This is a genomic window from Dictyobacter vulcani, assembly GCF_008974265.1.
GTDB lineage: Bacteria > Chloroflexota > Ktedonobacteria > Ktedonobacterales > Ktedonobacteraceae > Dictyobacter > Dictyobacter vulcani.
The window spans coordinates 432,949-457,300 of record NZ_BKZW01000001.1 but is presented as its reverse complement, the minus strand read 5'-3'; the positions used below and the strand labels follow the sequence as shown (position 1 = coordinate 457,300).

General features: G+C 48.3%; 16 protein-coding genes. 6 read left to right on the top strand and 10 right to left on the bottom strand.

Going from position 1 to position 24,352, the window contains the following annotated elements; all coding sequences use genetic code 11:
* Positions 1-99 precede the first annotated feature (99 nt).
* Positions 100-3,996, top strand: a complete 3,897-nt coding sequence (locus KDW_RS01875; RefSeq protein ID WP_151754395.1) for a CHAT domain-containing tetratricopeptide repeat protein — start codon at positions 100-102, stop codon at positions 3,994-3,996.
* Between the two features lie 5 nt (positions 3,997-4,001).
* Here KDW_RS01875 and KDW_RS01870 read toward each other — a convergent pair whose 3' ends face one another.
* From KDW_RS01870 to KDW_RS01855, 4 genes are all read right to left on the bottom strand, one after another.
* Positions 4,002-5,294, bottom strand: a complete 1,293-nt coding sequence (locus KDW_RS01870) for an MFS transporter (RefSeq protein ID WP_151754394.1) — start codon at positions 5,292-5,294, stop codon at positions 4,002-4,004.
* Positions 5,295-5,924: 630 nt separating this feature from the next.
* The gene (locus KDW_RS01865) at positions 5,925-7,880 is read right to left on the bottom strand and encodes an MraY family glycosyltransferase (protein WP_151754393.1); all 1,956 of its coding nucleotides are present in this window, start codon (positions 7,878-7,880) and stop codon (positions 5,925-5,927) included.
* Positions 7,881-8,004: 124 nt separating this feature from the next.
* The gene (locus KDW_RS01860; RefSeq protein WP_151754392.1) at positions 8,005-9,537 is read right to left on the bottom strand and encodes a UDP-N-acetylmuramoyl-L-alanyl-D-glutamate--2,6-diaminopimelate ligase; all 1,533 of its coding nucleotides are present in this window, start codon (positions 9,535-9,537) and stop codon (positions 8,005-8,007) included.
* Between the two features lie 61 nt (positions 9,538-9,598).
* On the bottom strand, positions 9,599-10,639 hold the full coding sequence (locus tag KDW_RS01855; RefSeq protein ID WP_151754391.1) for a queuosine 5'-phosphate N-glycosylase/hydrolase: 1,041 nt from the start codon (positions 10,637-10,639) through the stop codon (positions 9,599-9,601).
* Positions 10,640-11,080: 441 nt separating this feature from the next.
* Here KDW_RS01855 and KDW_RS01850 point away from each other — a divergent pair, with 441 nt between their 5' ends.
* Both KDW_RS01850 and KDW_RS01845 read left to right on the top strand, forming a co-directional pair.
* Complete coding sequence (locus tag KDW_RS01850; protein WP_162004870.1) at positions 11,081-13,948, top strand: ATP-binding protein; 2,868 nt, start codon at positions 11,081-11,083, stop codon at positions 13,946-13,948.
* Between the two features lie 118 nt (positions 13,949-14,066).
* Positions 14,067-14,333, top strand: a complete 267-nt coding sequence (locus KDW_RS01845; protein WP_162004869.1) for a MarR family transcriptional regulator — start codon at positions 14,067-14,069, stop codon at positions 14,331-14,333.
* A gap of 75 nt (positions 14,334-14,408) precedes the next feature.
* Here KDW_RS01845 and KDW_RS01840 read toward each other — a convergent pair whose 3' ends face one another.
* Complete coding sequence (locus KDW_RS01840; protein WP_151754388.1) at positions 14,409-15,074, bottom strand: sigma-70 family RNA polymerase sigma factor; 666 nt, start codon at positions 15,072-15,074, stop codon at positions 14,409-14,411.
* 156 nt (positions 15,075-15,230) lie between these two features.
* On the opposite strand from KDW_RS01840, the gene KDW_RS01835 reads away from it, so the two are divergent.
* Positions 15,231-15,533 carry a zf-HC2 domain-containing protein gene (locus KDW_RS01835; RefSeq protein ID WP_151754387.1) on the top strand — a complete coding sequence of 101 codons (303 nt, stop codon included), beginning with the start codon at positions 15,231-15,233 and terminating at the stop codon, positions 15,531-15,533.
* A gap of 98 nt (positions 15,534-15,631) precedes the next feature.
* On the opposite strand, the gene KDW_RS01830 is transcribed toward KDW_RS01835, so the two are convergent.
* From KDW_RS01830 to KDW_RS01815, 5 genes are all read right to left on the bottom strand, one after another.
* Positions 15,632-16,459, bottom strand: coding sequence for a DUF2085 domain-containing protein (locus tag KDW_RS01830; RefSeq protein ID WP_162004868.1), 828 nt, complete (start codon positions 16,457-16,459; stop codon positions 15,632-15,634).
* Between the two features lie 79 nt (positions 16,460-16,538).
* Positions 16,539-17,264: a cytochrome c biogenesis CcdA family protein gene (locus KDW_RS01825; protein WP_162004867.1), complete on the bottom strand. Its 726-nt coding sequence runs from the start codon at positions 17,262-17,264 to the stop codon at positions 16,539-16,541.
* Between the two features lie 46 nt (positions 17,265-17,310).
* Entirely contained in the window at positions 17,311-18,999 is a 1,689-nt protein-coding gene (locus KDW_RS31480; RefSeq protein WP_162004866.1) for a hypothetical protein, read from the bottom strand.
* Between the two features lie 202 nt (positions 19,000-19,201).
* Positions 19,202-20,668 (bottom strand): serine/threonine protein kinase, encoded by a 1,467-nt coding sequence (locus tag KDW_RS01820; RefSeq protein ID WP_151754384.1) that lies wholly within the window; start codon positions 20,666-20,668, stop codon positions 19,202-19,204.
* Between the two features lie 489 nt (positions 20,669-21,157).
* Positions 21,158-22,066, bottom strand: coding sequence for a sigma-70 family RNA polymerase sigma factor (locus tag KDW_RS01815; RefSeq protein ID WP_151754383.1), 909 nt, complete (start codon positions 22,064-22,066; stop codon positions 21,158-21,160).
* Positions 22,067-22,724: 658 nt separating this feature from the next.
* Here KDW_RS01815 and KDW_RS01810 point away from each other — a divergent pair.
* Together KDW_RS01810 and KDW_RS01805 are read left to right on the top strand one after the other, a co-directional pair.
* Positions 22,725-23,399 (top strand): serine/threonine protein kinase, encoded by a 675-nt coding sequence (locus KDW_RS01810; RefSeq protein WP_151754382.1) that lies wholly within the window; start codon positions 22,725-22,727, stop codon positions 23,397-23,399.
* 35 nt (positions 23,400-23,434) lie between these two features.
* The gene (locus tag KDW_RS01805; RefSeq protein WP_162004865.1) at positions 23,435-24,061 is read left to right on the top strand and encodes a serine/threonine-protein kinase; all 627 of its coding nucleotides are present in this window, start codon (positions 23,435-23,437) and stop codon (positions 24,059-24,061) included.
* Positions 24,062-24,352: the final 291 nt, after the last annotated feature.

Below are 24,352 nucleotides of genomic sequence, written 5' to 3'. Positions count from 1 at the left end.
GTTACGAATACAGGTATGCTATACTACTAATACATACTAGTGTGGTGTGTGATCGTGCAATGGCGTCGAGTGCAATGGAATGCGAGTATACAGGAGCCCATGGGAGAAACATTAAGCATACAATTTCGTGCATGTGAGGGTGGTGGATATGAGGTGCAAATAAAAGAAAGCTGGTCAGGGCACACGGTTCGTGGTGGATTTGTTCCTCCATACACCTCAAGGCAGGTCAATTCATTACAAAAAAAACTGAATACTCTTGCGAGTAGCGATGTCGAACTACGGACTATTGGTTACCGGCTTTTCTGTGCCATCTCTGAATTAGAGTCTGCTCAGGGGCAGGGGATCTCCGCCGCAGATTCTCCCGCGCAATCCGTTATTAAGAGTGTTATTCAGCGCACGTTAAAACGTCGTGGAACGGTTGCGCTGACCCTGGTTTTTGGACCTGGCTGTGAAGAATTTGTGCGCTATCCCTGGGAATTATTATATAATGGCAACCACTTTTTAATTGCGTCTGGTATTTTCACACTGAGTCGGGCGCTCTTACGCCCCGATGCCCCCGTGGGAAGTGAACTTCCCGTTCATCCACCCTTTCGCATCCTCTATATCAGTGCTTCCCCCACAAATTTTGTGCCCTTAGAAACGGAACGCAGTTTTGAGGCGATGGAAGAAGCGCTTACACCATTGATTGAAGCCGGTCAGGTATTTTTGGATCGGTTAGAACCGCCCACTTTCAGTGAGTTTGTGCGTTATCTCAATTCATATGGTGGTGCTGGCACCTTTGACGATAGTGATACGACGCTGCCTTGCTATGTGGTGCACTTTGATGGTCATGGAGCTTACGGTAAACTCTGTCCCAAAGATGGTTGTGAAACAGTTAATAACGCTGATAGCCGAAAGTGCTGCGAATGTGGTACCTCGCTTCAACGTGTACCCGCCCAGACCTATCTGTGTTTTTGTGACGAGGAGGGCTACAATAGTTTTATTGATACCCAATCCTTGCGCAGAGTATTGGTCAGTAGTGATGTTCATCTGGCTGTGTTTTCAGCCTGTGAAACGGCTACTGTGTGCGATGAGAAACAGGAATGCCAGCCACAGCGATCCCAAAAACTGGCTGCCGTCGATTCTACCCTGGCGACTTCATTAGTGACCGCGCAGGTGCCAGCAGTTGTCGCGATGCCTTTTTCGTTACAAGATGATTCGAGCCCTACCTTTATGTATCACTTTTACGAAGCGCTGGCCGATGGCCGTACGCTGGAAGAAGCGTTATCACGTGCCCGCCAGGCCATGCTCCCTATGCAACAGAAAAGCTGGTTTATTCCTGTGCTTTATCGCCATGTTGCTGAGGATGATGAAGGTCCAGTTGCTTTACTGGTGACCGCGGATACTGAAGATGAGCATGCACATCCCCTTGATCATTTAGCTCCCTCTGCGAATTTTATCGGGAGAGAACGTGAGCTACAAGATATTGAGTTGCTTTTAACCCAGGCGGCGACGGGTCAGCCAACCTCGGGGACACGCAAGGGTGCGCACAAAAAATCGATTTATCACCATATAGCTCTGACCGGCTCTCCTGGTATTGGTAAGAGTGCTCTGGCTCTGGAGGCTATTCGACGCAATCGCGATAAATTTTTGGGGGGCATTCTCGGTGTATCGCTAGAGAATGGAAAATTGTTTGCTGATGCCTTACTGGAAATTATGCATGCCTTGCAAATTCCTGTGCGTACTGCCGCTAATAGTGATGCTCGTCAGCGTTCACGGCTGGTGCAAGGGATGCTCCGCTCTCTCGCTAGTCGTGAACTTCCTTGTTTGCTTTTGCTGGATAGCTTCGAGCAAGTAAAGGATCGCGTGGAATTGGAACAGTGGCTCGTCTTTTTGAGTTCCCTGCCTGCAGAGATAGTGGTGCTGGTGACATCGCATTCCAATCCTGAGAGCATGCTGGTTGTCGAGGGTCTACCTGGCCGTTGGTATGAGTACCGTGTTGGCAAGATGACCAGTGCCGACCTGTTAATGCTTTTTATCGATCTGGCCTCTACCAGTGGCCTGGATCAGCGCATCCAGTTAAATGACCCTCACCAACAAGTCGTATTGCAAGAGATTTGTACGCTACTGGACGGTTATCCTCTGGGAGCAGAACTTATTTTTGGTACGGCCCGTTCAATTGGTGGGCAGATGTATACTCCCGAGGCGGCTACGCGCTCCCTCGAAGAGGTACGCGATGAGCTCTACAGCCATCCATTGGCAGGAATTCTGGCGGTGCTGGAAGTCTCTTATCAGCGTCTGACCCCGCCTGCTCGTTTGCTTCTCTCCTATCTGGCGGCATTTCGTATTCCTTTTAAGCGCGAGCAGATTGCCATACTTATCTCACCTGATACTTTACAGGCCGCTCAAGAACCCACGCCGGATCGTGATGCAGGATTGGGCGGAAACTTGAGGGAAAGTCTGAGCTCGTTGTTACCTCAGCAATGGAGGGCAGCACGCGATGAACTGGTGCAGGCTTCTATTGTCTTGTTCGATGGGCGGACCTACTCGATTCATCCGCAGATTCGGCATTTCGCCCTGACACGTTTGCCATTGGAAGAGCGTAGGCGCGTGCATCGCGTGGTTGCCGCTTACTATTATTGTCTGCCTCAACCTGATGCCGATGAATGGATTGAAGCGTTTGAGCATTTAGAAGCTGCTGGACAGGCGCAAGATCTTCAGGAAGCTATTCGTGTGGTTCTACGCGCTACTGATTTTTTTGAGGGACAGGGACTTTTTACTACGCTACAATCGTTGCTTCGTCGAGCCGCGAATTATGCCGCCCGATTGGGAGACCAGACCAGTATTGGTTTGCTTCAGACGCGTCTGGGGGCGCTGCTGCGTCAGCTGGGCCAATATACAGAGGCCGAAGCGTGTTTGCGTAATAGCGTGACTATACATCAGCAGCAGGAAGATGATGAGCAGGTCGGCTGGGCGTTTTATGAATTGGCCTTACTCTGTTATAACCAGGGCTATCTTCAGCAGTCTTTCTCCCATGCTCAGCAAGCATTGACGCTGTTTGAAAAGATCGATCAGCGACATGGCCAGGCACTGGTGCAGATGGTACCTGGCATGGTCTGTCGTGCTCAATCTCGTTATTCAGAAGCGCTGCAATATTTTGAGCAGGCGATAAGTGTTTGCTATCAACTCTCCGATGGTGTGGGCCGGGCTCGAGCAGTGCACCAACGTGGTATTGTCTATGCAGCTATGGGTCAGTACAGTCTTGCCATCCGAAATTTTGAGGAAGCTTTACGACTTTTTTATGATCTGAAGCGGCCGATGGATCAGAACTGGGTCCTGGCCAGCAAGTGTACCGTTCATGTCCGGCAGGAGAAACAAGAACAGACAGAAAAGATGTGCCAGGAAGTCCTGCAACATTTTCGCGAGTATCATTTACCGCGTGGTGAGGGCTTGCTTCTGCGTACTCTGGGCGAACTCTATCAGCAGAAGCAGGATCTGATGCATGCTCAGGCCTGTTATGATGAAGCCTGGACCCTCTTTAATACTTCAGGTGATCGTCTGAATATGGCAGCGACCCTTTATTTACAGGCAAATCTGTCTTTCACGAAGGACGAGTACCTTGAGGCAAAAGAAAACTACGAACAGGCCCAGATTATGGCGCAAGAGTGTGGGGCAATGCATCTGCAAGGGCTGGCGCTCTGCGGTCAGGCAGACGTGGCTCGAGTGTTGCGTCAATTCCGTGAAGCTGAACGCCTCTATCTAGAGGCCAATACTGTATTAGAAGCGATCGCATTGCCGAGTGAACGTTTCAAAATACTGTATCATTTAGGTCAACTTTATGAATTGCAACACCGCGATCAGGAAGCCCTTACCATCTGGGTCCAGGCTTTGACGCTGAATGTGGATGAGCCCGCTGGTACGCGGGCATCCTTACAAGAAAAGGTGCGACTGCTGGCCGCAGACAAGCAATTAGATGCGGGTGATATTGCTGCCAGCGATCGTGAAAGTCTGGCCTGATACCCTTAAATCTGGCGGATATTTGGACGCGTCAGTAACAGAAAAATGCTATAGCCACCAACGATTGCGGCGCTGATAACCACAGTATATGGTCCACCAATCAGACTAATCGCGGCGCTGGCAGGAAAATCTCCCAATGGGCGTACGCCCATAATCATCAGCGTATTCAAGCTCATTACGCGTCCGCGCATTTGAGGTGGGACGCGTGTCTGCATCAGTGTGATCGTCGTCGCGCCGATACCATTCTGGCCTATCCCTAAAAAGAGCAATGTAATCATTGATAGCCAGAGATTTCTGCTGAGTGCAAATGCCAGCAAAGAGACAGACCAGAGCATGAATGACGTGAGCAGTAATAGTCCTTTGTGTTGGAAATCGCCCAATGAGGCGACGGAGAGCGCTCCCAGAATGACTCCCAGGCCTGAAGCTGAGAAGAGCAAGCCTAGCTGTGTTGGTTGGAGATGGAGTACAGTGGTGGCAAAGACAGGTAAGATTAAAGAAGTCGAAGGACCAAAGAAGAGCATCGCGCCATAGCCAGAAAGTATCCATGGCAGGGCCGAGTCGCGAGCAATAACTTTCAGTGAAGCCTGTACTGATGCCAGTAGCGGGCCTCTTTTGTCACTGACCTGTTCTAATGCCGTCTCAGGTACACGTATCAGGTAAAGCACAAAGAGGACGCCCAGGAAACTGATACCATTGAGGAAAAAATTGCCTGCATAGCCGACTAAGGGTCCATTCGCACCAATTTTGGGTCCCAGGGTTGCGAACACACCAATCATGACACCAGCCAGAGTGGGGCCGATAAATGCAGATCCGTTGAAGACGATTGACTGTAGTGAAATAGCATTCATCAAATCTTCTTTTGGCACCAGAATAGGTACCAGGGCTGAGCGAGAGGGCTGATCAAAGCTAAGGATGGTACCTGAGCAGAAGGCCAGCAGAATAATCATCCAGACCTGAATAACGCCAGTGATGGTCAGGATACCCAACAGAAAAGCCAGGAGCATTGAGAGGCTCTGTGTCACCAGTAAGAAGCGGCGTTTGTCGATTTTATCGGCAACGCTGCCCCCAATTAAAGCAAATAAGAAGAAGGAACTGGCCTGTGCCAGTGAGACGGCACCCAGGGCCAGTGGCGCGCCAGTTAATTTAAGTACCAGCAGGCTTTGAGCTACAATTTGCATCCAGGTACCAATGGATGAGACGATCAGACTGATCCAGAGCAGAAAATAGCTATGGTGACGGAGCGCGCGAAATGTTTGTAATCCCTTGCGTGTAGGGGGTTGAACCGGTGTCGTTGTCATAAGTTTTCGAAATTCCTATCTTTTCCAATGGGTTCTAGTTTTATATATGTCACAAAAGCGTAACCCGTCGCAAGCCGCTGTGGTTTAAACCCAGGCGGATAGACGGGTTTCTCCTGGGCTTTAGCCCTTGCTTGTTGCATTTATTGCATTGTTGGATTATACTGGATAGATGCAACGAAGGCACGACAGCACAGGCTGTACGGTCTTAGGAAGTGTTGCCAGGTAAAATCGTTCAAGAAAAGCCTCCCACTGATGCGTGCATCAGTTTTCGAAAGAGAAAGGTGTTCACCCTTTCCAGGTCGCCAAACACCAGACGTTGGCTGCACACCCGTCGGGTAAGGCATGAAACGGTGAACGGGCATGGCACCGCCCTTTAAGCAAGCAGATGTGTGGATCTGTGCTTGAGCGTATTCCTCACCCACTACGGTTCTTCAACGAGTTGCCTCAACGAGGCACCGACTCAGAGAGCCGACTACGTAGGAGTACAAGAAGCCGCCGCCCCTTCAGGGCGTGCGGAGTGTCACATAGACGTATAAAGTTTTCAAGTTGGGGAAAAGCATATTATACACAAAGAACCTGTCCGGGGAGCCGAAATTTTTCGGCTCCCCGGACAGGTTCTTTGTGTATGTTCTACTTCTTCGTGCTATCCTGCCGCTGGGGAGACGGTGTGCGTCCATTGGTGGATGGACCTGTTTCATCTGGATGCAAATCAGTCGTTGGTTTGCTTACCAGTACTTCATCTTTTTGAAGCGGCGTGGTGATTTTTATTTCCTCATCGTCGCTCTCAATAGGATATCCTGGCGTGCTGGCAGTCCAGACCTTGAGGGGTCCAGTCCGGTTTTCTTCCTGACTTACTGGTTCATAAGGATTAGGCAGATCGGCCGGTGGTAAGTTGCCTTCCAGAATTGGCTCTTCTTTCTGACGCAGGATGTCCATGCGGCGCATTGGTTGTGTCTCTTGTTTTTCCAATGCCAGCTGATTTTCTAGTTCATTGAGCAGATGAACAATCTCAGGGCGCAATACACGGTTGCGCTCCGGAATACGTGTCCATTGTGTCAGGGCCGCAGGATAATATCCAGCCCGATAACAATAGAGGCCGAGCATGGCTCTGGCATCAAAAATGGTCATTCGTTGCCATAGCGCCAACTCCTCGGCTGGTGTTTCGATCACATCTTCATTGGCTTCGACAACCTCTACCATGTGATATAACCTGATGCCCATAATGCGGAATGGATAGCCATAATAGAGGGCCAGGCGCGTGCGTCTGGCACCTTCAACAAAATGTTTGCCTACAAAATAATTTTTTGACCAGGAGCCACTGGACCAGATGAGGATCGCCAGTAAGATAATTAAGAAACGACCGATATAGCGTTGCCATGAGAATGGTACCAGGCTGACCATAATACCCAGGATGGCGAAGCAAGCTCCCAGGGCCCAGGCAGCATAAACCAGACGACGGCGATCCCAGCCTAAGAGATCAAAGTGATGATGCAGTGGTGTCGCCAGGAATGGTAACGGAAACTCGGTATGTGGTACAAATTTTTCTGTCTGCGCAAAACGTAGGATTGTCAGGTAGCGGCGGAAGAAACGGGTCATCAAGCGCGCAGAGATCAGCGCTGATAGACCTTCTAGCACAAAGGCGCCACCAATCATCAGTAGCAATGTTTCGTTACGAGAGAAAATGGCGACCATCGCGAGGAGCCCACCCATACCAAGAGCTCCGCTATCGCCCATAATAATTTTTGCGCGACGTGTAGCATGACCACGACGGGCAGCCCAGGCCGAAGGCCAGTTCCAGGGAAGATAGCCCAGAATGCCACCAGCCCCTAGCAAGGCCAGTACTTCTAACACCACACCATTTGGTTGGGTACCTACCAGTCCCGTAACCACAATACCCAGACCCAGAGAGGCGCTAAATACGAGGCCACCAGCCAGACCATCCAGACCATCGCTAAAATCGACTGAGACGGACGTGAGACTGCCAACGACACCAGTCATGAGCATCAGGAAGATTAGCCAGCCATAGTAGGCTACAGGATTGCCTGTGACCGAACAAATTTCTGGATGGTGAGCGATAGGTTTGGGGCAGAGAAACGTATTGAGGATAGGCAGGTCTTTCCACAGGCTGTAAGAGACCTGGCCACTTTGTGGCAGCAGATAAAAATACAGTGCTGCGGCTGTCGCCCCGACCAGGAAAACGCCAGAGAACTTGGCGATCTCCGAGATCCCTTCATTACGATACACCTTACCCCAATCATCAATAAAGCCTACCAGGGCGTAGCCCAGCATCGCGCCCAGCGCAATCAGCAGTAATATCCATTGCTCTGCTGAAAAGTTGAGCAGATAGCCAGTCGCAAGGCCAACAATAATGATTGCTACAGTAAAAGCTGGACCACCGACAAGTGGTAATTCGATAGTTCTGATTTCCCGTTTCCCGGTGGGTAGATCAGCGCGATGTGTGCCAGGCTTGTGTTCACCACTGCGAAACTTGGGAAAAAGCAGCTTTGCAGCCTGACAGAGCAAGGTACTTGCTAACGCACAGGCGAGAAATACGAGCAGTAATAACCAGGGTGAATTCGAATTCATATGTACTCCCAAGACGAAATGATGGCCTATTCAAACAATTGTTGTTGTCGTACCGTCCAGCATGGGTGAGACAGCTTCCTGGCGATGTGTCCATCGACCAGGCAGATAGCGAAGGTGGACTGCATTATGCTTTCCATCCTTGTTTCTTTAACTGTTCACGTGCCACACGGCGGTCATCCCAGGGAAGTTTTTCTCGCCCCATGATAATGCTCTGTTCATGCCCCTTGCCCGCCAGTAGAATGGTGTCACCAGCTCTGGCCTGGGCGAATGCTGCCGCGATTGCCTGAGTGCGATCGGCGATACAGAGAAAATCTTTGCCCTCCTGTTTCCCAATGGCTTCAGCTCCAGCGGCAATCTCACGTAAAATGCTTTCTCGATCCTCATCACGTGGATCTTCATCGGTGATGACGAAAAAATCTGACTGTTCTGCAGCGATGCGTCCCATGATCGGGCGTTTCTGAATGTCACGCTCACCCGCTGAGCCGAAGACAAGCATGAGTTTACCCTGTGTCAGTGGACGCAAAGTCGCAATAACTTTTTGTAGGCTATCAGGCGTATGTGCATAATCGACGATGACTGAGAATGGCTGGCCCTCTGTAATGTTCTCCATTCGTCCTGTAACGCCAGCTACGGCGGCCATGCCGCGTTCGATATCCGCAATACTAATGCCTTGACTGTAAGCGGTAGCAATAGCAGCCAGACTGTTACTGACATTAAAGCGTCCAACCAGACGGGTTTCAATCTGGCCCTCGCCATCGGGTAGCAGGACACGGAAACGTGTACTGTGCGCACGTAAATCTAGATCGACTGCGCGTACGGCGGCTGGTGTATCGATACCGTAATCCAGAATAGGAACGCGGCAATACGGTTTGAGAATTTCGTAACTGATATCATCGCGATTAAGAATAGCCACTGGACGTGCTCCCAGCCCTTTATCACGTTGGGGATCGAGCATCTCAAAGAGGCGCGCTTTTGCACGGCGATACCCCTCAAGCGTCTTATGAAAATCAAGGTGTTCATGGGTGATATTTGTTACCACACCAACATCAAAGTTACAGCCATGCACACGTCCTAGCTCCAGTCCATGGGAAGTGGCTTCAACAATAGCGTAAGGTACATCTGAGCTTGCGAGTTGATGGAGAAATTCTTGTATCTCCAGTGCCTCAAGCGTACTCTGTCGGGTCGTATTCTCCCATTCCTGGCCCGCGATTTTAAAGTTGGCCGTAGTCATCAATCCATTATGCCGGCCTGCAGTCTCAAATAGTGTACTGATCAAATTGCTGGTTGTCGTTTTTCCATCAGTACCAGTAATGCCAATAGTGCAGATCCTGTCAGCGGGATTGCCATAGAAGGTTCGTGCGAGGTCGGCGAGCGCGATGCGAACATTGGGGACTTCGATATAAGGAACTGGCAGTTGTTGCTCCCCGGTTGTGATTTTCTCTCCAACCGCGATAAGCGCACCCCGGGCTGCTGCATCTGCGAGATAGCGTTGTCCATCCGTATGGGTACCTGGAACAGCAACAAAGATCCCCTGTGCTACAACTTTTCGTGAGTCGTAAGCTATGGCTGTGATTTCTTGTTGCGTATCCAGAGATGGATCTGGTTGTGTGTGCCAGGAGTAGTCTCCCAGTGCTGAAAGTAATGATTGTAATTGCATAATTTAGTATTTAACCGTCTTTATATGTAAGTATGATAAAAACACTGCATGTAGTAAACCATCAGTAATAAATGGTCCGTGTTCGATGGTATGGTTTCATCTCATCGGAACGTTGTCCGAGTAACCAGAGCCGCATATCGATGTCAGCCGCAGTGACCCGCCGTCCCAGACGTTGCATGCTTTGCCGTAAAAGCTCGCATGCCCAGATCGTGCATGCGCGAATCTCTACTTCTTCCTCACTACCTGGTAAAATAAGCTCTTTATTATCGATAGTTTTGGCAAGCTGCGCCTGGTATTCCAGTACATTATAATCGCGCAACACCTGAGGGAGTTTATAATCAGCAAAAATGGTTAATTGGTCCTGTTCAGAGAAGTTTCCCCAGCCTTGCCCATGGAAAGATCCGCTGATATCGGCTACCGTAATTTGTGCTCGTTTGAGAAAGCGCACTGTATGACCACGATAAGAGGAAACATCCCGAAAAGAAGGGAAATCGCGTTCTAGTAAAAGAACGAGCTTGACCGCATTTCTTTCTGCCTGCTCAATTGCATTGGTGAACTGGCCATTATAGTGCTCAAGCAAGACGCGACCGACCTCGCGAGCATGCTGAACTCTTTGTTCAAAGAGGGGAATCGTTGCGGAGCCACGAAAAATAGAGGCCATCGTATCTTCTGACAGGGTTGTTAAATATTCTGCATCCCAAAGGGGAATACCCTCTTCAACAGCGCGTTTAAGCGCTGCTGCTTCTGCCCAATAGCCGTTGAGCGTCTGATTCTGATACGTAATCGTCCAGCGTGGCTGATCTTTTTCTGCCCAGAAGCAAAAATTCAGGGCGTCAAGTAGTAGCAGCCAATTTACCGTGCGTGCAGTGCCATCGGAAAAATGATACTGCTCATCCCATAACGGGGTGCCTGCTTCTACTCCCTGACTATCCTCCTGGACCCAGCGTTTAGCGAGTTGTTCTATTTGATCTTGATTGATCCATACATTCTCTCCTAGTTCAACCACAGTACGCGTGCTTTTCAGGATGCCCAGAGGATCTGCTGTTTGTAACCTGCAGCTACCATCCTCTTTGTCCTGCCAATCTGGTGTAGGCTCTGTCATGGTCACACCTCTTTGCTTTTTCGCTTCGATTCTACAAACAAACCCTGGTTTCGTCAATCATTTACCCATCAATTGAGGTTTGGTATAGGTAATATCGGTTGATTCCCCGAGTTTTTTGTAACTTTTCTATCTCTGATTTATAGTCTTCCCCTCATAGAACGGTTAGTATTTCCTGTTTGTTGCAAAGTGTATATGGCAAGCGTAGCATTCAGCTAGCCCGACACAGGCAGCCTGGATTCCGCCGTTTAAGATGGGATACGGGTATTGGTACTAGCCAGATTGGTGCGATAGCAGGTAAACTTGACAATAATGGGCATTGTCTCTATTATCTTTTATAACTATCATCAACCTTCTTTATCTGGAAAATCATCATCTTGAGGAACAGCAAGCTATGTATTGTGCTATTTTTTGAGAGGAATTGGCATGCTACAGGTGTATCGAATGCTAATAAAATCTCAGCGTTTACTGGTTGGATTGCTGGTAATTACCTTCTTTCTATTTCTATTACTACTCAATGGCAATTATATCTTTACGACAACAGGGCAAAATGAGGGGGAAGTGGTAGCAGCATGGGCGAGTTTTGGTTTTTCTTTTCTGCTATCAATCTCTTTTCTGGCTGTAGGGGCATTTGTCTGGGTATATGCGCATAATCGTCAGATAGCTTTACGGCTGCTCTGTTTATGTATAGCATTGATTGTAGCTTTTACAGCAAGAAATAGTATTGCAGTCAATAAATGGTTGGCGTTTATCAGTGATACAAGCAGTATTCTGGCTGTCATTTTTTTATCCGCTTTCTTAATGGTGTTCCCAAAAAGCATCACTGTAAATCAACATACGAATACTCCGGACTGGCTTCTTGTCTGGATATATAGATGCTATCTCTCGATCATTAGTATTACTGGTCTTGTGATGATTGGTGCATTGTTTGTTAGCTATCTTTTTAGTGAACAAGTAGCGGGCTGGCTCTCTTTTAGCGACCTGCTTTATTTTTTAGTGACCTTAACAGGTATTCTCCTGTTGATTGTGTGTTCTTATCGATATTCCACACTGCGTTGGGAACGTCAGCAGATGTCACTATTTATGGCAGGAGTCATTTTATCTGCGGCTCCTTTGCTGTTTTTTACAGTCATTCCTCAGATATTACACCTACCGGCCTTTGATGGGCGTATGACTGCTGCCACACTCTGCCTTTTCCCCCTGGCGCTTGGCTATTCAATTTTGCGCTATCAGATTCTTGTCTTTGATACCTATGTGCGCAAGACTGTCTCAGCTCTCTTTGGTGTGATCTTCCTGGCCTTTGTGGTTTATATCATTGTGGCACTGGGGAATATTTGCCTGGCTGATTATGCGGTGCGACATCGCAATATCTATGCATTGTTGATTGTCGGTGTTGCAACCGGTCTGTCACCGATTGCCTGGTGGTTAGCCAAAGTATTGACCGAAAAAGTCTTCTTTCGTGAAGTCACACAATATCGTCGCTTTCTCAAGGAACCTACGATCATTGCGGATGAGACATTGGAGATTGCTGATGCCGCCAGTTTAATTACCTCCGCGGCCATTTACACATTTGATACTGCCCAGGTTTGTGTATTTGTCTTTGATGAAAGTAGTGGTCAGTATCGTTTGTATCCAGAATTGACCGATGGTGCTGGTGATGAATCCAGGCGCTCCTTGTTACACTCGTTGTTGCGAATATTTCAACTTCCACTGACCACGGGTGAGACGAACGTTGATTATCTCGATAATTTTTTACCTGCTATTCAACGTTTGCGGACTGCCAGACGCCCTCTCTTGCTGAGTGAAGCAATTCGTCCCTCTAAACATAAGCCGATGTCCCTGGAACGTTTTTTGACCTCAAAATCTCCTCTTGGAGATGAGGATTGGCTATTGGCTCCTATTCGAGCGCAAGGGAAAATGATCGGTATCCTGGTACTGGGCAAGCGAGGTGATCAGCCTTATGCGGGTCCCGACCTCGAGTTTGCGCAGGCGCTAACAGCTCGTTTTTCGATGATGCTAGAAATGGCACGTTTATATGCCCGAGCGACGCAACACACAGATCTCTTAAACAATCTCTACTCTATTAGTACAATGCCGAATTCGGCGTTTAATACGCTTGAGGACGCGGCTAACGCATATGCAACGGTTGCAGCGACCGCAACCTCTTCGGCGGCTGAAATGTGGTTGTACGATGAGCAGGAGCATGCATTAAACCTGGCTGTCGCTACAGGACATGGACCACGCCTGACAACGTGTAGTCGGTTGATTGGCATGCAAGAAAGCGATTGGACTTCGCGGTTTGTACACACTCAAATGCCAGGCAGTATAGACGACGAGACGAAGAGCGCATTGCCTACCTGTTTGCCGGAGCTTCCATCCTGTCCCTTTGCCTGGTTGCCATTGCGTAAAAAAGAACGCTCTATTGGCGTGCTGGTTGTGACTTATGCGCGCCCACATTATTTTTTTAAAGAAGAGATGCGAGCTTTAGAGATGTTTGCCAGTCAGTGTCTGGCGGTACTGGAGAATGTGCAGATGACGCTGGCGCTCCGAGCTGCATATGAGCGGCAGAAGGAGCTGGATCAGCTCAAAGACCAGTTTATTATGACTGCCTCCCACGAATTGCGCACGCCACTGACAACGGTGCTGGGCTATATTGAGCTTCTAGGTCAATATCATGAGCGCCTTGAAGTTGAGTCACGTACTGAATTTATTGATAAGGCACGACGTGGTTGTGATGAATTGTCTCTTCTCGTTAGTAATATTATGGATGCCAGCCGGGTAAATATGGATGTAGCAGCGGTGCGCCTGCGACCTATACAGCTTTCGCAAGCCGTCTCGCATGTTTTGGAAATTCTTGAAGCCACGCTAACAGGAGAGCAAAGAACGGTACAGCTAGAGATTGCCGACGACCTCTATGTTAAGGCTGATGATGTGCCTTTGCGCCAGGTCTTGCTTAACCTTATGAGCAATGCATTGAAATATTCTCCATCTGGTTCTTCCATTATTCTGTCCGCTATTCAGGAGCAAGAACAGGTCATCATTGCTATAAAGGATCATGGATTTGGCGTACCTCCCAGTGAGCAACAGCGACTCTTTGAGCGCTTTGTTCGTTTAGAGAGAGATATGAATAGTCCGGTGCGCGGAGCAGGCCTGGGCTTGTTTATCTGTCGTCGCTTGTTGGAAGCAATGGGAGGACAGGTCTGGTTGGAAAGTAGCGGACAGCCTGGCGAAGGAAGCAATTTTTCCTTTGCTTTACCAATGGTGCCGAAACAACATTCTATAGAAGTAGAGGCTGTGAAACTCCCCGTCTAATCCCCTTGATCAATCCTTGCGGGGAGGGTACCCGGTTTTCTTGTACACAACGTCATTTTCCATGAACGCATATAGTGGGTATATGCATAGAAAATTTCATGTGTAGGAGAAAATGCGTATGACTATGGTGCGCCGGATATCTACCAGTGTTACCTCTCGTCAACTAGAAGTTCTGTCATTCCTGGCTCGACGTGAACACTGGCTTGTTGGGGAAGTTGCATCTCAACTTGGGGTGAGCTCTGCTGCCGCAACAAAGGCAATTGCTCGTTTAGAGCGTAAAGGATTGGTAAGCCGCTCAGTAGATATGATGGATCGACGTTGTGTAAATGTGCGTATTACGCGTGCAGGTTCTGATGCAATTCAGCACATCATGAAATCTGTATAAGCATATCTTGCAGGGCTTTATGTTTTAGGGATGTTGGCAGCGCGGAAGAACTGGCCGAATTCCAGCGACGGAAAGCTAGGATGCTTCCGTTCTGACATATCCTTGATCCTTTGCATACTGCCATAGCGATTTTTGTAACTGTCGACGGGCACGGGAGATGCGGCTCATTACTGTTCCGATTGGGATTTGTAATGCCTCTGCAATCTCTTTGTAAGAAAGCCCCTCAATATCAGCAAGAATAATAGCCATTCTAAAATTTGGGGGGAGATCATTGAGTGCGTTATAAACATCTTCGTCCAGGTATTGGCTTAAAACTTCTTCTTCGGCCCCTAAATTTCGTTCCTGACCACTAAGATCCCGGATCTGATTGTAGAGATAAAACTCTTCTCCATCTGGCAGAGCTATGGGATTAGGATGCGCTGCCTGTTTTCGGTAACGATTAATGGCAGACGTATTGAGAATGCGAAAAAGCCATGCGCGCAAATTCGTACCAGCCTGATAGGTATGGGCGAAGCGGATGGCTTTGAGCATCGTTTCCTGGACCAGATCTTCAGCTTCCTGTGGATTATTGGTCATACGTAACGCTGTACGATATAAGCTATCTAATTGTGCAAGGAGACCCGCCTCGAAATCCTCAGAGGGAGGCTGTGTTCCTGTTGGTTGTATTTCTTCTTTATTATCTTCGTCGGCTATATCTGTGACATTGGTTGGCAGCTCATCGAATTTTGACTTATCCTGCATTAAATACTCCTCTGACAAGGGGCTCACGGCGAGATCCTCTACTTTCTTTCTGAAAGTATTATCAGTATATCTTATAGGTCGTGGGAATGAAAGGGCTACTTAATTATGTTAGAATTAACAGATAGAGTGGCGAGCTAGTGTAGGAGAAGTTTTACTATGGAATGTTTAGATTGTGTTGAGGCAACAGCACGTCTGCATCTTTATATCGATCGAGAACTGACGACTGAGGAAGTTACGATCGTACAGCAGCATTTAGATGGTTGCCACCATTGCGAATGCCGTTTTCATTTTGATCAGCAGCTAAAAAGATTAATTCATGAGCGTTGTACTATTGAACGGGCCCCCGCTCATTTGCGGGAAGCGGTGATGCGCCTGGCTCGTGGCGATCGTGGTAAGATTGATGCAGCGCTTGCTCATGAAATCAAGCGTGAAATCAAAGCTGATCTTGAAGGTTGCTAACCAGTCATTTCTGAGAAATGTCCTTTGGAGGAGCTAGCAGGTCTATTTACATGTTTTTCTATGTATCTTTTGCTTGACATGTTTGGCTCCTGAGCGCGTTATAGATGAATGCTTAAAGTCTGGAAAAGCAGAACTTTAAATTGAGCAAGTACAAGTAATTCTCCGCTGGCAGCGAGAAGCGCAAAGCCACAAAGGGGAAGGAGCTCTACATAGCGTGTAAAGGATTGATCACGATGGCGGAGGAGGACCATAAAAATAAGGTTCACGCTTCCAACTGCGCTGAGCAGACCGAGTGAACTCAGAATAGCCAGTGGATAGAGTACAAGCTGATTCTGAGAAGCAGCTGCCATGAAGCACAGGAGTAATGCTGGTAAGAACCATATCAGCGCTTTCCAGGATGGTAAACTACGCTGCTCATTACTGTGTTGCCAGAGCATTTCATTGATTACTGGCAAAACAAAGACTCCCATGGCGAAGCCTGTGAGCAGTCCTGTAGCCAGACGGAGCAAATTATGAGGTTGATACAGGTGAGGTAAGCCCAGATCGACCAGGAATGAGTTGCTACCGTCAATAGCCAGGAGAATTATTCCTCCTGCGAGCGTTAGCATGAGCGCTTTTGCAGGCAATGCTCGGGCTTTGCCACGCCCTCTGGCGTAGATAATGATCAATGTGACAATAAAACCCAGATAGATACCCGTATTGCGCGAGCAGAGCGGTAATCTTTCCCCACCTGGATAGAGAGAATGCGTGGGCAGTTGTGCACAGATACCACTGTCCAACCAGCGTAAACGGTCAAGAAATGTTGCTCCCGGCCACCACAATAGCGCTGCCAGTAAAAATAAATAGCAGGCCGCAAGTGCCCCAATGAGCCATGGTGATGGCATACCATTCGCTGGTGTAAGTGCAGTCGTCTGATTGGTTCTCACGTTTCTGTACACCTGATGTGTTCGTTGTCTATCTTGATGTTCCATTCACCCTCTCCGGGTCATTGTGCTAAATAACAGTCTATAAATTGATTCCCTGGGTAAAGAATGAATTGATATAGGTAAGGATGTTGAAGAAAATCATACAGCCAACTATCATCATTAAGATACCCGTGCCTATTTCGATGCGGCCGAGATGTGGTTTAAACCATTTGAGTGCTCGTGTCATCTGATTAATGCCCAACCCCAACAATAAAAATGGCACCCCCAGGCCTAATGAATAGACCAGTAAGAGTCCAACACCCTGTTGCAACGTGGTAGCATTGGCGGCCAGAATCAAGATTCCACCCAGGATGGGTGTAATGCAGGGCGTCCAGGCGATACCAAAGATAATTCCGACCAGTAGTGAAGCTGGATAGCCAGGATGCTCGGGTATGAAGGTAAAGCGCTTCTGTTGATTGAGTAAAGGAATATTGAGCAGACCAGTCAGGTGCAAGCCAAAGAGGATCATGATAATGCCACCTGCCTGGCGTAAAATTGTAAGATGCTCCCGCAAAAAACTTCCCAATGTGCTGGCAGTGGCTCCCAGCGCGACAAAGGCAAGCGTAAAGCCTAGCACAAATGTTGCGGCATGGAGAAAAGTTGTTAACCTGCTTGAAAAGGTAGGTTGTGTGTTTCCCGCCTGATAAACACCAGGTCCTACCAACTGGGCCAGATAGATAGGGACCAGTGGCAGTACACATGGGGAGAGAAATGAAGCCAGGCCTGCTATAAAAGCAATACCCAGGCTGATCTGTGTTGGATTCATGCAAGCTCCTTGCCGTTTTCTGTCTTTTGCTCCATAGTATAGGTGTTTAATCCAAACAGTGCAACATTTTATATGCCTTTTCAGCATCAGCTTTCTGCCATTGCTTGAGGATGTTGCGTGCCTCACGTCCCAGGTTACCCGTTGTTTTTTGCTCGTCTTCATATAGTCTAGAAAGCTCGGCCAGAGCATAGACCACGATACTATCTTCCACCGTTGCGATTTCTGTCAGGGCATGCAGGGCTGTATAGGCAACATGTTCATCTGGATCAAGTAGGGCTTGCAGTAAGGTTGTCATAGCCCAGCGTGCGGCGGTTCTGCCGCAGACATAGGCGACGCAGGCACGCACACCACTGTCACTATCACTGAGTAAGAGATTGTGGCAATAAGATTGGAGATCTGGCGTTGTGATCAGAAAATCTCCCAATATTGCCAGTAATTCAAGCGAGCGCTGCCGTAAAACCGGGCTTGAAGCATGGAAGAGCTTAAACATATTTTTATCTGTGGTGACCTCATGCCGAATTTCTTGCCAGGCCTGTTCGCGACCGTTGTGTTGAGCTTGCCATAGTAATTGGGCTAGCGAGTCCAGTGCTGTAATTTGAAGTTCCTCGTTTTGTATGGTCAGAATCCTTAATAGCCAGCGTACAATGTGTCCCCGTAATGGTGCGCGTAGTGCTCCATGAAAGAAACGCAGACATTCAACTGCCTCCATTTGTCCTGGGTGATCCTTATTCATGACGATAGTACCCAGGACCGCTGCAACATACTCTCCTCCGCAGGCAGCCAGGGTATAAAAAGCCTGACGCCGTAAGGTCGGATGAACAGATTTGAGCAGGGGCAAAAGATGCCTGCTGAGTGTATGTTGTCGCATCTGGTGGCGCAAAACTTTGTGCTGTTGCGCGATCTCTTCAAGTAAGGTGAGGATCGTAATCTGCACATGTTCATTGGACATTTCGAGTAATGGATAAAGGATGGTTAAGGTGTGTGCTGTGGCGATTTTACTCAGAGCATGGGCTGCATGCTGGGCGATATCAGTATCAAAATCGCTTAAAAGTGGGACCAGTTGTAGATTTAGATACTCCTGTTGCTCTGTAGTAAGTTCAACTGGTAGTTCTGTTGCCAGAATAAATGTTGCCGCTTTGCGAACCTCCTGTGGGGTCTCTATATGGAGGAAATGGGCCAGCATCTCTATTCCCGCTGGATCTCCACTGTTTAACAGGGCATAGGAGGCGGTGAGACGCACAGGAAATGTTTCGTGTTCCTGTTGATGCTCGTAGAGCTGGTTTCGCGTGGATGGATGAAGTTTGACAGTTCTGGCCCGCGTAGCCAGGGCCATGGCAGCAGCATAACGTACTGAGGTCCAGTGGGTAGTGAGTCCCTGGCAAAGTAACTCTTCATTGTCAACTTCAGGTATCTGACTGGCGGCCTCCATTACATTTGTCCATAAGACCGGACCGGGTGTGTCGCTTAGAATAGGATGGTGTAAGAGGTCTGCCAGGGGGATCTGCACTTTCTGGCTCAGATGCAGTAACAGGCGACTGGTATGCTCGTATTGAGGAGGCCACCATGGCCAGGCTGGTTTGGTAATCTCAGGATAGTTGCTAAATGTACTGAGCACAAGCGGTAAGATAGCAGGACCTTGTTTGACGAGCCTTCTGGTGGCACGGAGGCGCGTTCGATATTCTGTTTGAGGTCCCAAAAGGAGGGCAAGTGCCGCTTGTATGCTTTCTTGCTGCATAAATCCCAAATACGCTTTCTTTTTGTGCTGCTGATGATAGCTTTGTTATCTCCACTCTGGAAAGAGAATCCAGGACATGAAGCAGCACGGAAATTTCCTGAACTACGGACTGTGTCCTGCTTTAGTGTAACTGCCGTCCCAAATATATTAGATACTGTTATATATTACTGTCTTTTATTTTTTATTGCTCTCTTTATGGGAATTAGCGTTCTGAATTTTTGAATAGTTTATGCAGCTGATCCCAGAGATTAAGTCCCTGTTGGCTTTTTTCTTTGTGTGACGATTGATCTTGTCCGATCTGAGTTGGTTTGCCTGGCATACTTTTGTCATTGGTATGTTGTGGATGCGAAGGTGTTTTCTGCGCTTCACCACTATGCTGGCCTGGCCTGGCCTGACTGTGATTCGTTGGCAGGATGGCAGATGGTTGCGATCCCATATCAGTAGGTGGCATACGCATGCCCTGAGAGGGTTGTGATTGGGCATGGATAGGCGGCATACGCATGCCCTGAGAGGGTTGTGATTGGGCATGGATAGGTGGCATACGCATGCCCTGAGAGGGTTGTGATTGGGCATGGATAGGTGGCATACGCATGCCCTGAGAGGGTTGTGCCCCCGCAGGTGGGGGAGCAAAGCCCTGGGTAGGTTGTGGAGGGGTTGGAGTTTGATTGCCAGGCAGCCTGGCAAAATCTTGTGTTGATTGTGCGCGTCTCCGGGGATCGGGTGTAGCGTAGTGTGATACATTTTGTTGTGGCCTTTTGGGCGGATGCGCTATCATTTTGCCGTGTGGATTGGCGAGCGATGGGTTCGCCTGTGGATGGGTTGCAGGAGGCTTCAAATCTAGTTTGCGTAATTCCCGGGCCATCAAACTGGCATCCTTGTAGCGATGATTACGTTCCCGTGAGAGAGAGATCATAATAATCTGTTCCAGTTCGGGTGAGATGGCTGGATTATGTATGCGTGGAGACTGTAAGCGACCCTGAATAATAGCCTGTGTCACATCCGGCATCGTACGTCCTACAAACGGGCGTCGCCCACTGACCATTTCATAGAGCACCACTCCAAGCGCGTAAATATCGCTGCGATTATCGATAGTATAGCCCCAGATCTGCTCTGGCGATGCATAATAGATGCTTCCTACCAGGGTACGGGCTACCGTGATTACTTGTAGTCCCGGAGCGCGTGCCAGACCAAAATCCATCACTTTGATTTTGCCCCAACGATTGAGCATCAAATTCTCTGGTTTAATATCACGATGAATTACATTGCGCTCACGATAAGCAGCACCCAGTGCATCGGCAATTTGAGCAGCATATTCTACGGCGAAATAAGGAGCAATATGGCCATCAAGATTGAGAAGATTGGCCAGTGTTGGGCCCTGTACGAACTCCATGGCAAAATAGAGCAATTTTTGTTGTTGCCCCGCATCATAGATTTGTACAATATTGGGATGGTTAAGGCCCGCGATAATCTGTGCTTCACGTGTAAAGCGAGCGACATACGAGGCATCTCGTGCCAGAGCCTGTGGCAATACTTTGATCGCCACTTCACGTCCTAAGGCCAGCTGCTTCGCTCGATAGACAACTCCCATTGCCCCTCGACCAATCTCTTGTTCCAGATAATATCCACCAAGATTTTGCCCTGCCAGTTCATTCATAATCGGTTGCGGCATACAAAAGAGCCACAGGCTGTAAAAATCAAGGCGGAAATAGTGTGTGGGTAGCTTGCTTGATTATACAGCGTCGCAGTTCGAAGGAATGCCGCTCTCCTTTCTGGTATGAAGAATTATCTATCCATCGTGATGAAAGATGGTATTACGGCGGTAGCAAATAATTCTCAGCTACTATCAGTACAGTGGATTTGCCCACAGATGTAGACGTACAATCTTTACTTTTATAGTAGCTATAGCTAAAAGTACTTTGTGTTTGTCCTTTTAGCCTGTCATTCTGTGTTTCTATATCTTCTCTAAGATTTACGTCTGTACTACCTGATTTTACAGCGTAGATTTACCCTCAACTTATCTTCCATCATACGTTATTTTATAGCCAAGTGCCCACTACGTCCATAGTTTTGGGCAGCATATTTTTAGCGTACTAAGATAGTGACGCAAAAAAAGAGTACAAAGATAGTCCATCCTTGTACTCTTTTTGTTTCCTGATCTTTAATCGAGATAATCTTTTAAGATGCGGCTGGCTTGTGGATGCCGTAACTTACGAATAGCCCGTTCTTCGATCTGTCGTACACGTTCACGGGTAACTTTTAACTTTTTACCGACTTCTTCCAGGGTATGATCATGGTCATCAATCAGGCCGAAGCGCAACTCAATGACTTGCCGTTCTCGTACAGTAAGTTGTCCAAGAACTTTACGAATCTCTTCCCGTAATAACTGCTGATCGGTAAGTTCGGTTGGTCCCCGCTCATGAATATCCTCAATGATATCGCCGAGGGTATTCTCCTCTTCTTCTGAAAGAGGGGCATCGAGTGAAAAGACCTTTTCAGCCCAGATAAGTAGTTCACTTACACGTTCGGGAGTCATTCCGAGTCGTTCACCGATACTCTCAGGAGTTGGTTCTCGTCCCATTTCCTGGTATAGCTGGCGAGTGGTTCGTTTGACACGCATCACTTCTTCCATAATATACACAGGGAGTCGTACTACACGTGTACCTTCAAGGATGGCACGCGTAATAGCTTGTTTAATCCACCATGTTGCGTAGGTGGAGAAACGAAAACCTTTGCGATAGTCGAATTTCGTAACCGCCCTGATGAGGCCGATGTTGCCCTCACCGATAAGGTCTTCCAGGGATAGACCCTGTCCAACATATTTTTTGGCAATGCTGACTACCAGGCGCAAGTTTGCCTCAATCAGATGATTCCGTGCATCTTTGTCGCCATTTTCAGCCCTCTCGGCCAGACGTGATTCGCTCACGGCAGAGAGCAGAGGGATGCGTGAAATCTCACGAAGATAGAGGCGTAAGCTATCACTTTGTGCCAGGTTACTGATATCAGTTTCCGCAACATTTTCGCGTTCAGGTTCAGCTGCCTTATTACGGTCGCGTTCTGCGTTAAACATCACATTTCGTTCCAAGTGCTTGCTCTCTTCTCCTGCAACATGTACGTAGATCAGTTCAATCTTGGCTTATTGTATCATACGTATGTGGTATTGCAAGCAACATCTTCCTCTCTTCTGTAGATTGCACCCCACGTTTGTTGTATTTCTTATTGTGTCGACTTTCTGTCTTTATTGAACAGGTCTGCACACCTCTGGTCCCGTGAGGTTAAAGATATACCCCTTGCTCAAAGTATACCTTTAAGAACAGTACGAGGGTTTTTCTTATTCCTTAATTCCCTTGCTTCCAAGATTTTGCTGGAGATTTTGCGGGACTAACACCTTGTTACCTTTGACAGAGCACTGGCCTGCTACAGCTGAGACGAGAATAGAGAGATGAGAGTTGCCAGGTTAAGGATTGCAGGCCTTCACACGTCATTGTATTGAGTAAAGCCAGGGAGAGTATTACTCTGAATTTGAAAAATAGGAAGAAAACAGGTGAAATATTTCATGAAGGAGGATGGTGTGCTATGATAACGGCTAGAGATACTAACACAAATGTTCAAAAGAAGGCAGATACTGTAACCGCTCCGATCCTTGCAACGTAAATATGTTGCGCATCTTCTGGCATGATGAAGGTACCAGAAAATGGTATGCGGAAAGTTGAGGAGTTTGCTCAAACATGAGCTTACCAGTAGCATTAACACCGGGAACGCTTATCGGTGGCCATTATATTATTGGCAACCTTATCAATCAGGGTGGCTTCGGTGCGGTCTATCGTGGGGTTGATACCAGTGAAAAAAATCGGCCGTGTGCGATCAAGGAGACCTATGATGTGACGCCAGCAGCGCGTCGTCAGGCCTTGATGGAGGCGAGCGTGCTCTTTACTGTCAGGAGCCCTCATCTTCCTGAAGTCTATGATGCACTTGAGGTAAATGGTCGCTTTTACCTGATTATGCAACTGATCGAGGGACAAAATCTCTTACAATTGTTGCGTTCGCGCGCTCCCGGTGGACGTGTGGGCGAACAAGCGCCAGGTCAGTTAACAAGCGGTCCATGTAGCGAACAAGAGGTTCTCAGTTGGCTCTTGCCATTGATGGATGCATTGCAAGAGTTGCACAGTCGACGTCCGCCAGTTATGCACCGCGACATTAAACCGGGCAATATTGTATTGACGCCCAATAATACAGCCGTTCTGCTTGATTTTGGTCTGACCAAGTTATACGATCCTCATTCCAGCACCCAGACGTTAGGACGTGCCGTGACTGAAGGCTTTAGTCCATTAGAACAATATGTTGGCAAGACCTCTCCTCAGTCAGACATCTATTCGCTGGGGCGACATTCTATATTTTATTAACCAATAGATTGCCTCCGCCCGCAACCAGTCGTGGTGTGCGCGATGAGCTGATTGCTCCCCGCTTAATTAATCCTACCATCTCACCCAAATTGGAATGGATTTTGCTCAAGGCACTATCCTTACATGCAGATGAACGTTTTCAAAGTATGGGTGAGTTTGCTCAGGCGCTACGTGAGCCTGGCTTTAATGCCTACAATGATCAAACTGTTGCGGTACAACGCGGTCCGGTTGGACCCGTTTCGCTACCACCAATGCCATCTCAGAATCCGAGCCCGGCAGGCAATAGTTATCCACCAATGGCGCCCGGTGGAGCCCCACTTTATGCTACCCCTGCCCCTGCTAATGCTCCTTATTCGATGGGGATGCCTCCCAACTATAATCATGGACCATACCCACCTGTTTCCCAGCAACAATCTTACGGCTATGGATCCGGGGAGGGCAACAACAAATTGGCTATCCTGGTCTGCCTCTGCATCCTCAAGGAGCCAGTTATCCAGGTATGGGACCATCTGGACCAGGGTATCCCTACCAGACACCGCTGGCTCCAGGCCAGCCAGCAACTGCCAATAAAAAGAAGCCGCCGGTCGTGCAGTATCGTGCGTTGCCAAACCCATCCAGTCAGGGCTGCTTATGGGGTGTCATACAAGGCATTCTGGCGGTAGTTCTTGTGCTAGCTTTGAAAGAGCAAGTTGATTTTTATCTAGCTACCTTCATTGGCTATTTTTTCTATGTCTTCTCTGGCTTTATGACCACCCGCCGGGGAGGAAGCTCGATTCGTGGAGCCTGGGCTGGCTATTGGACGGGTATCTTTGGGACGATCATATTCTGGGTTGGCACTTTTTCAGGTTTATTGATAGCAGCCTCCCAGCGTTATCAAACCCTGATCACCTATAATCCTCAAAATGATCCGCGGGATTTATTTCCACAAGCCTGGAGTTTTGTTCAACCCCATT

Coding starts and splice junctions, on each gene's coding strand:
- KDW_RS01870 (WP_151754394.1), bottom strand. CDS start 5,294: ATGACAACGACACCGGTTCAACCCCCTACACGCAAGGGATTACAAACA.
- KDW_RS01875 (WP_151754395.1), top strand. CDS start 100: ATGGGAGAAACATTAAGCATACAATTTCGTGCATGTGAGGGTGGTGGA.
- KDW_RS01850 (WP_162004870.1), top strand. CDS start 11,081: ATGCTAATAAAATCTCAGCGTTTACTGGTTGGATTGCTGGTAATTACC.
- KDW_RS01860 (WP_151754392.1), bottom strand. CDS start 9,537: ATGCAATTACAATCATTACTTTCAGCACTGGGAGACTACTCCTGGCAC.
- KDW_RS31480 (WP_162004866.1), bottom strand. CDS start 18,999: ATGCAGCAAGAAAGCATACAAGCGGCACTTGCCCTCCTTTTGGGACCT.
- KDW_RS01845 (WP_162004869.1), top strand. CDS start 14,067: ATGACTATGGTGCGCCGGATATCTACCAGTGTTACCTCTCGTCAACTA.
- KDW_RS01835 (WP_151754387.1), top strand. CDS start 15,231: ATGGAATGTTTAGATTGTGTTGAGGCAACAGCACGTCTGCATCTTTAT.
- KDW_RS01825 (WP_162004867.1), bottom strand. CDS start 17,264: ATGAATCCAACACAGATCAGCCTGGGTATTGCTTTTATAGCAGGCCTG.
- KDW_RS01840 (WP_151754388.1), bottom strand. CDS start 15,074: ATGCAGGATAAGTCAAAATTCGATGAGCTGCCAACCAATGTCACAGAT.
- KDW_RS01820 (WP_151754384.1), bottom strand. CDS start 20,668: ATGCCGCAACCGATTATGAATGAACTGGCAGGGCAAAATCTTGGTGGA.
- KDW_RS01815 (WP_151754383.1), bottom strand. CDS start 22,066: ATGTTTAACGCAGAACGCGACCGTAATAAGGCAGCTGAACCTGAACGC.
- KDW_RS01855 (WP_151754391.1), bottom strand. CDS start 10,639: ATGACAGAGCCTACACCAGATTGGCAGGACAAAGAGGATGGTAGCTGC.
- KDW_RS01810 (WP_151754382.1), top strand. CDS start 22,725: ATGAGCTTACCAGTAGCATTAACACCGGGAACGCTTATCGGTGGCCAT.
- KDW_RS01865 (WP_151754393.1), bottom strand. CDS start 7,880: ATGAATTCGAATTCACCCTGGTTATTACTGCTCGTATTTCTCGCCTGT.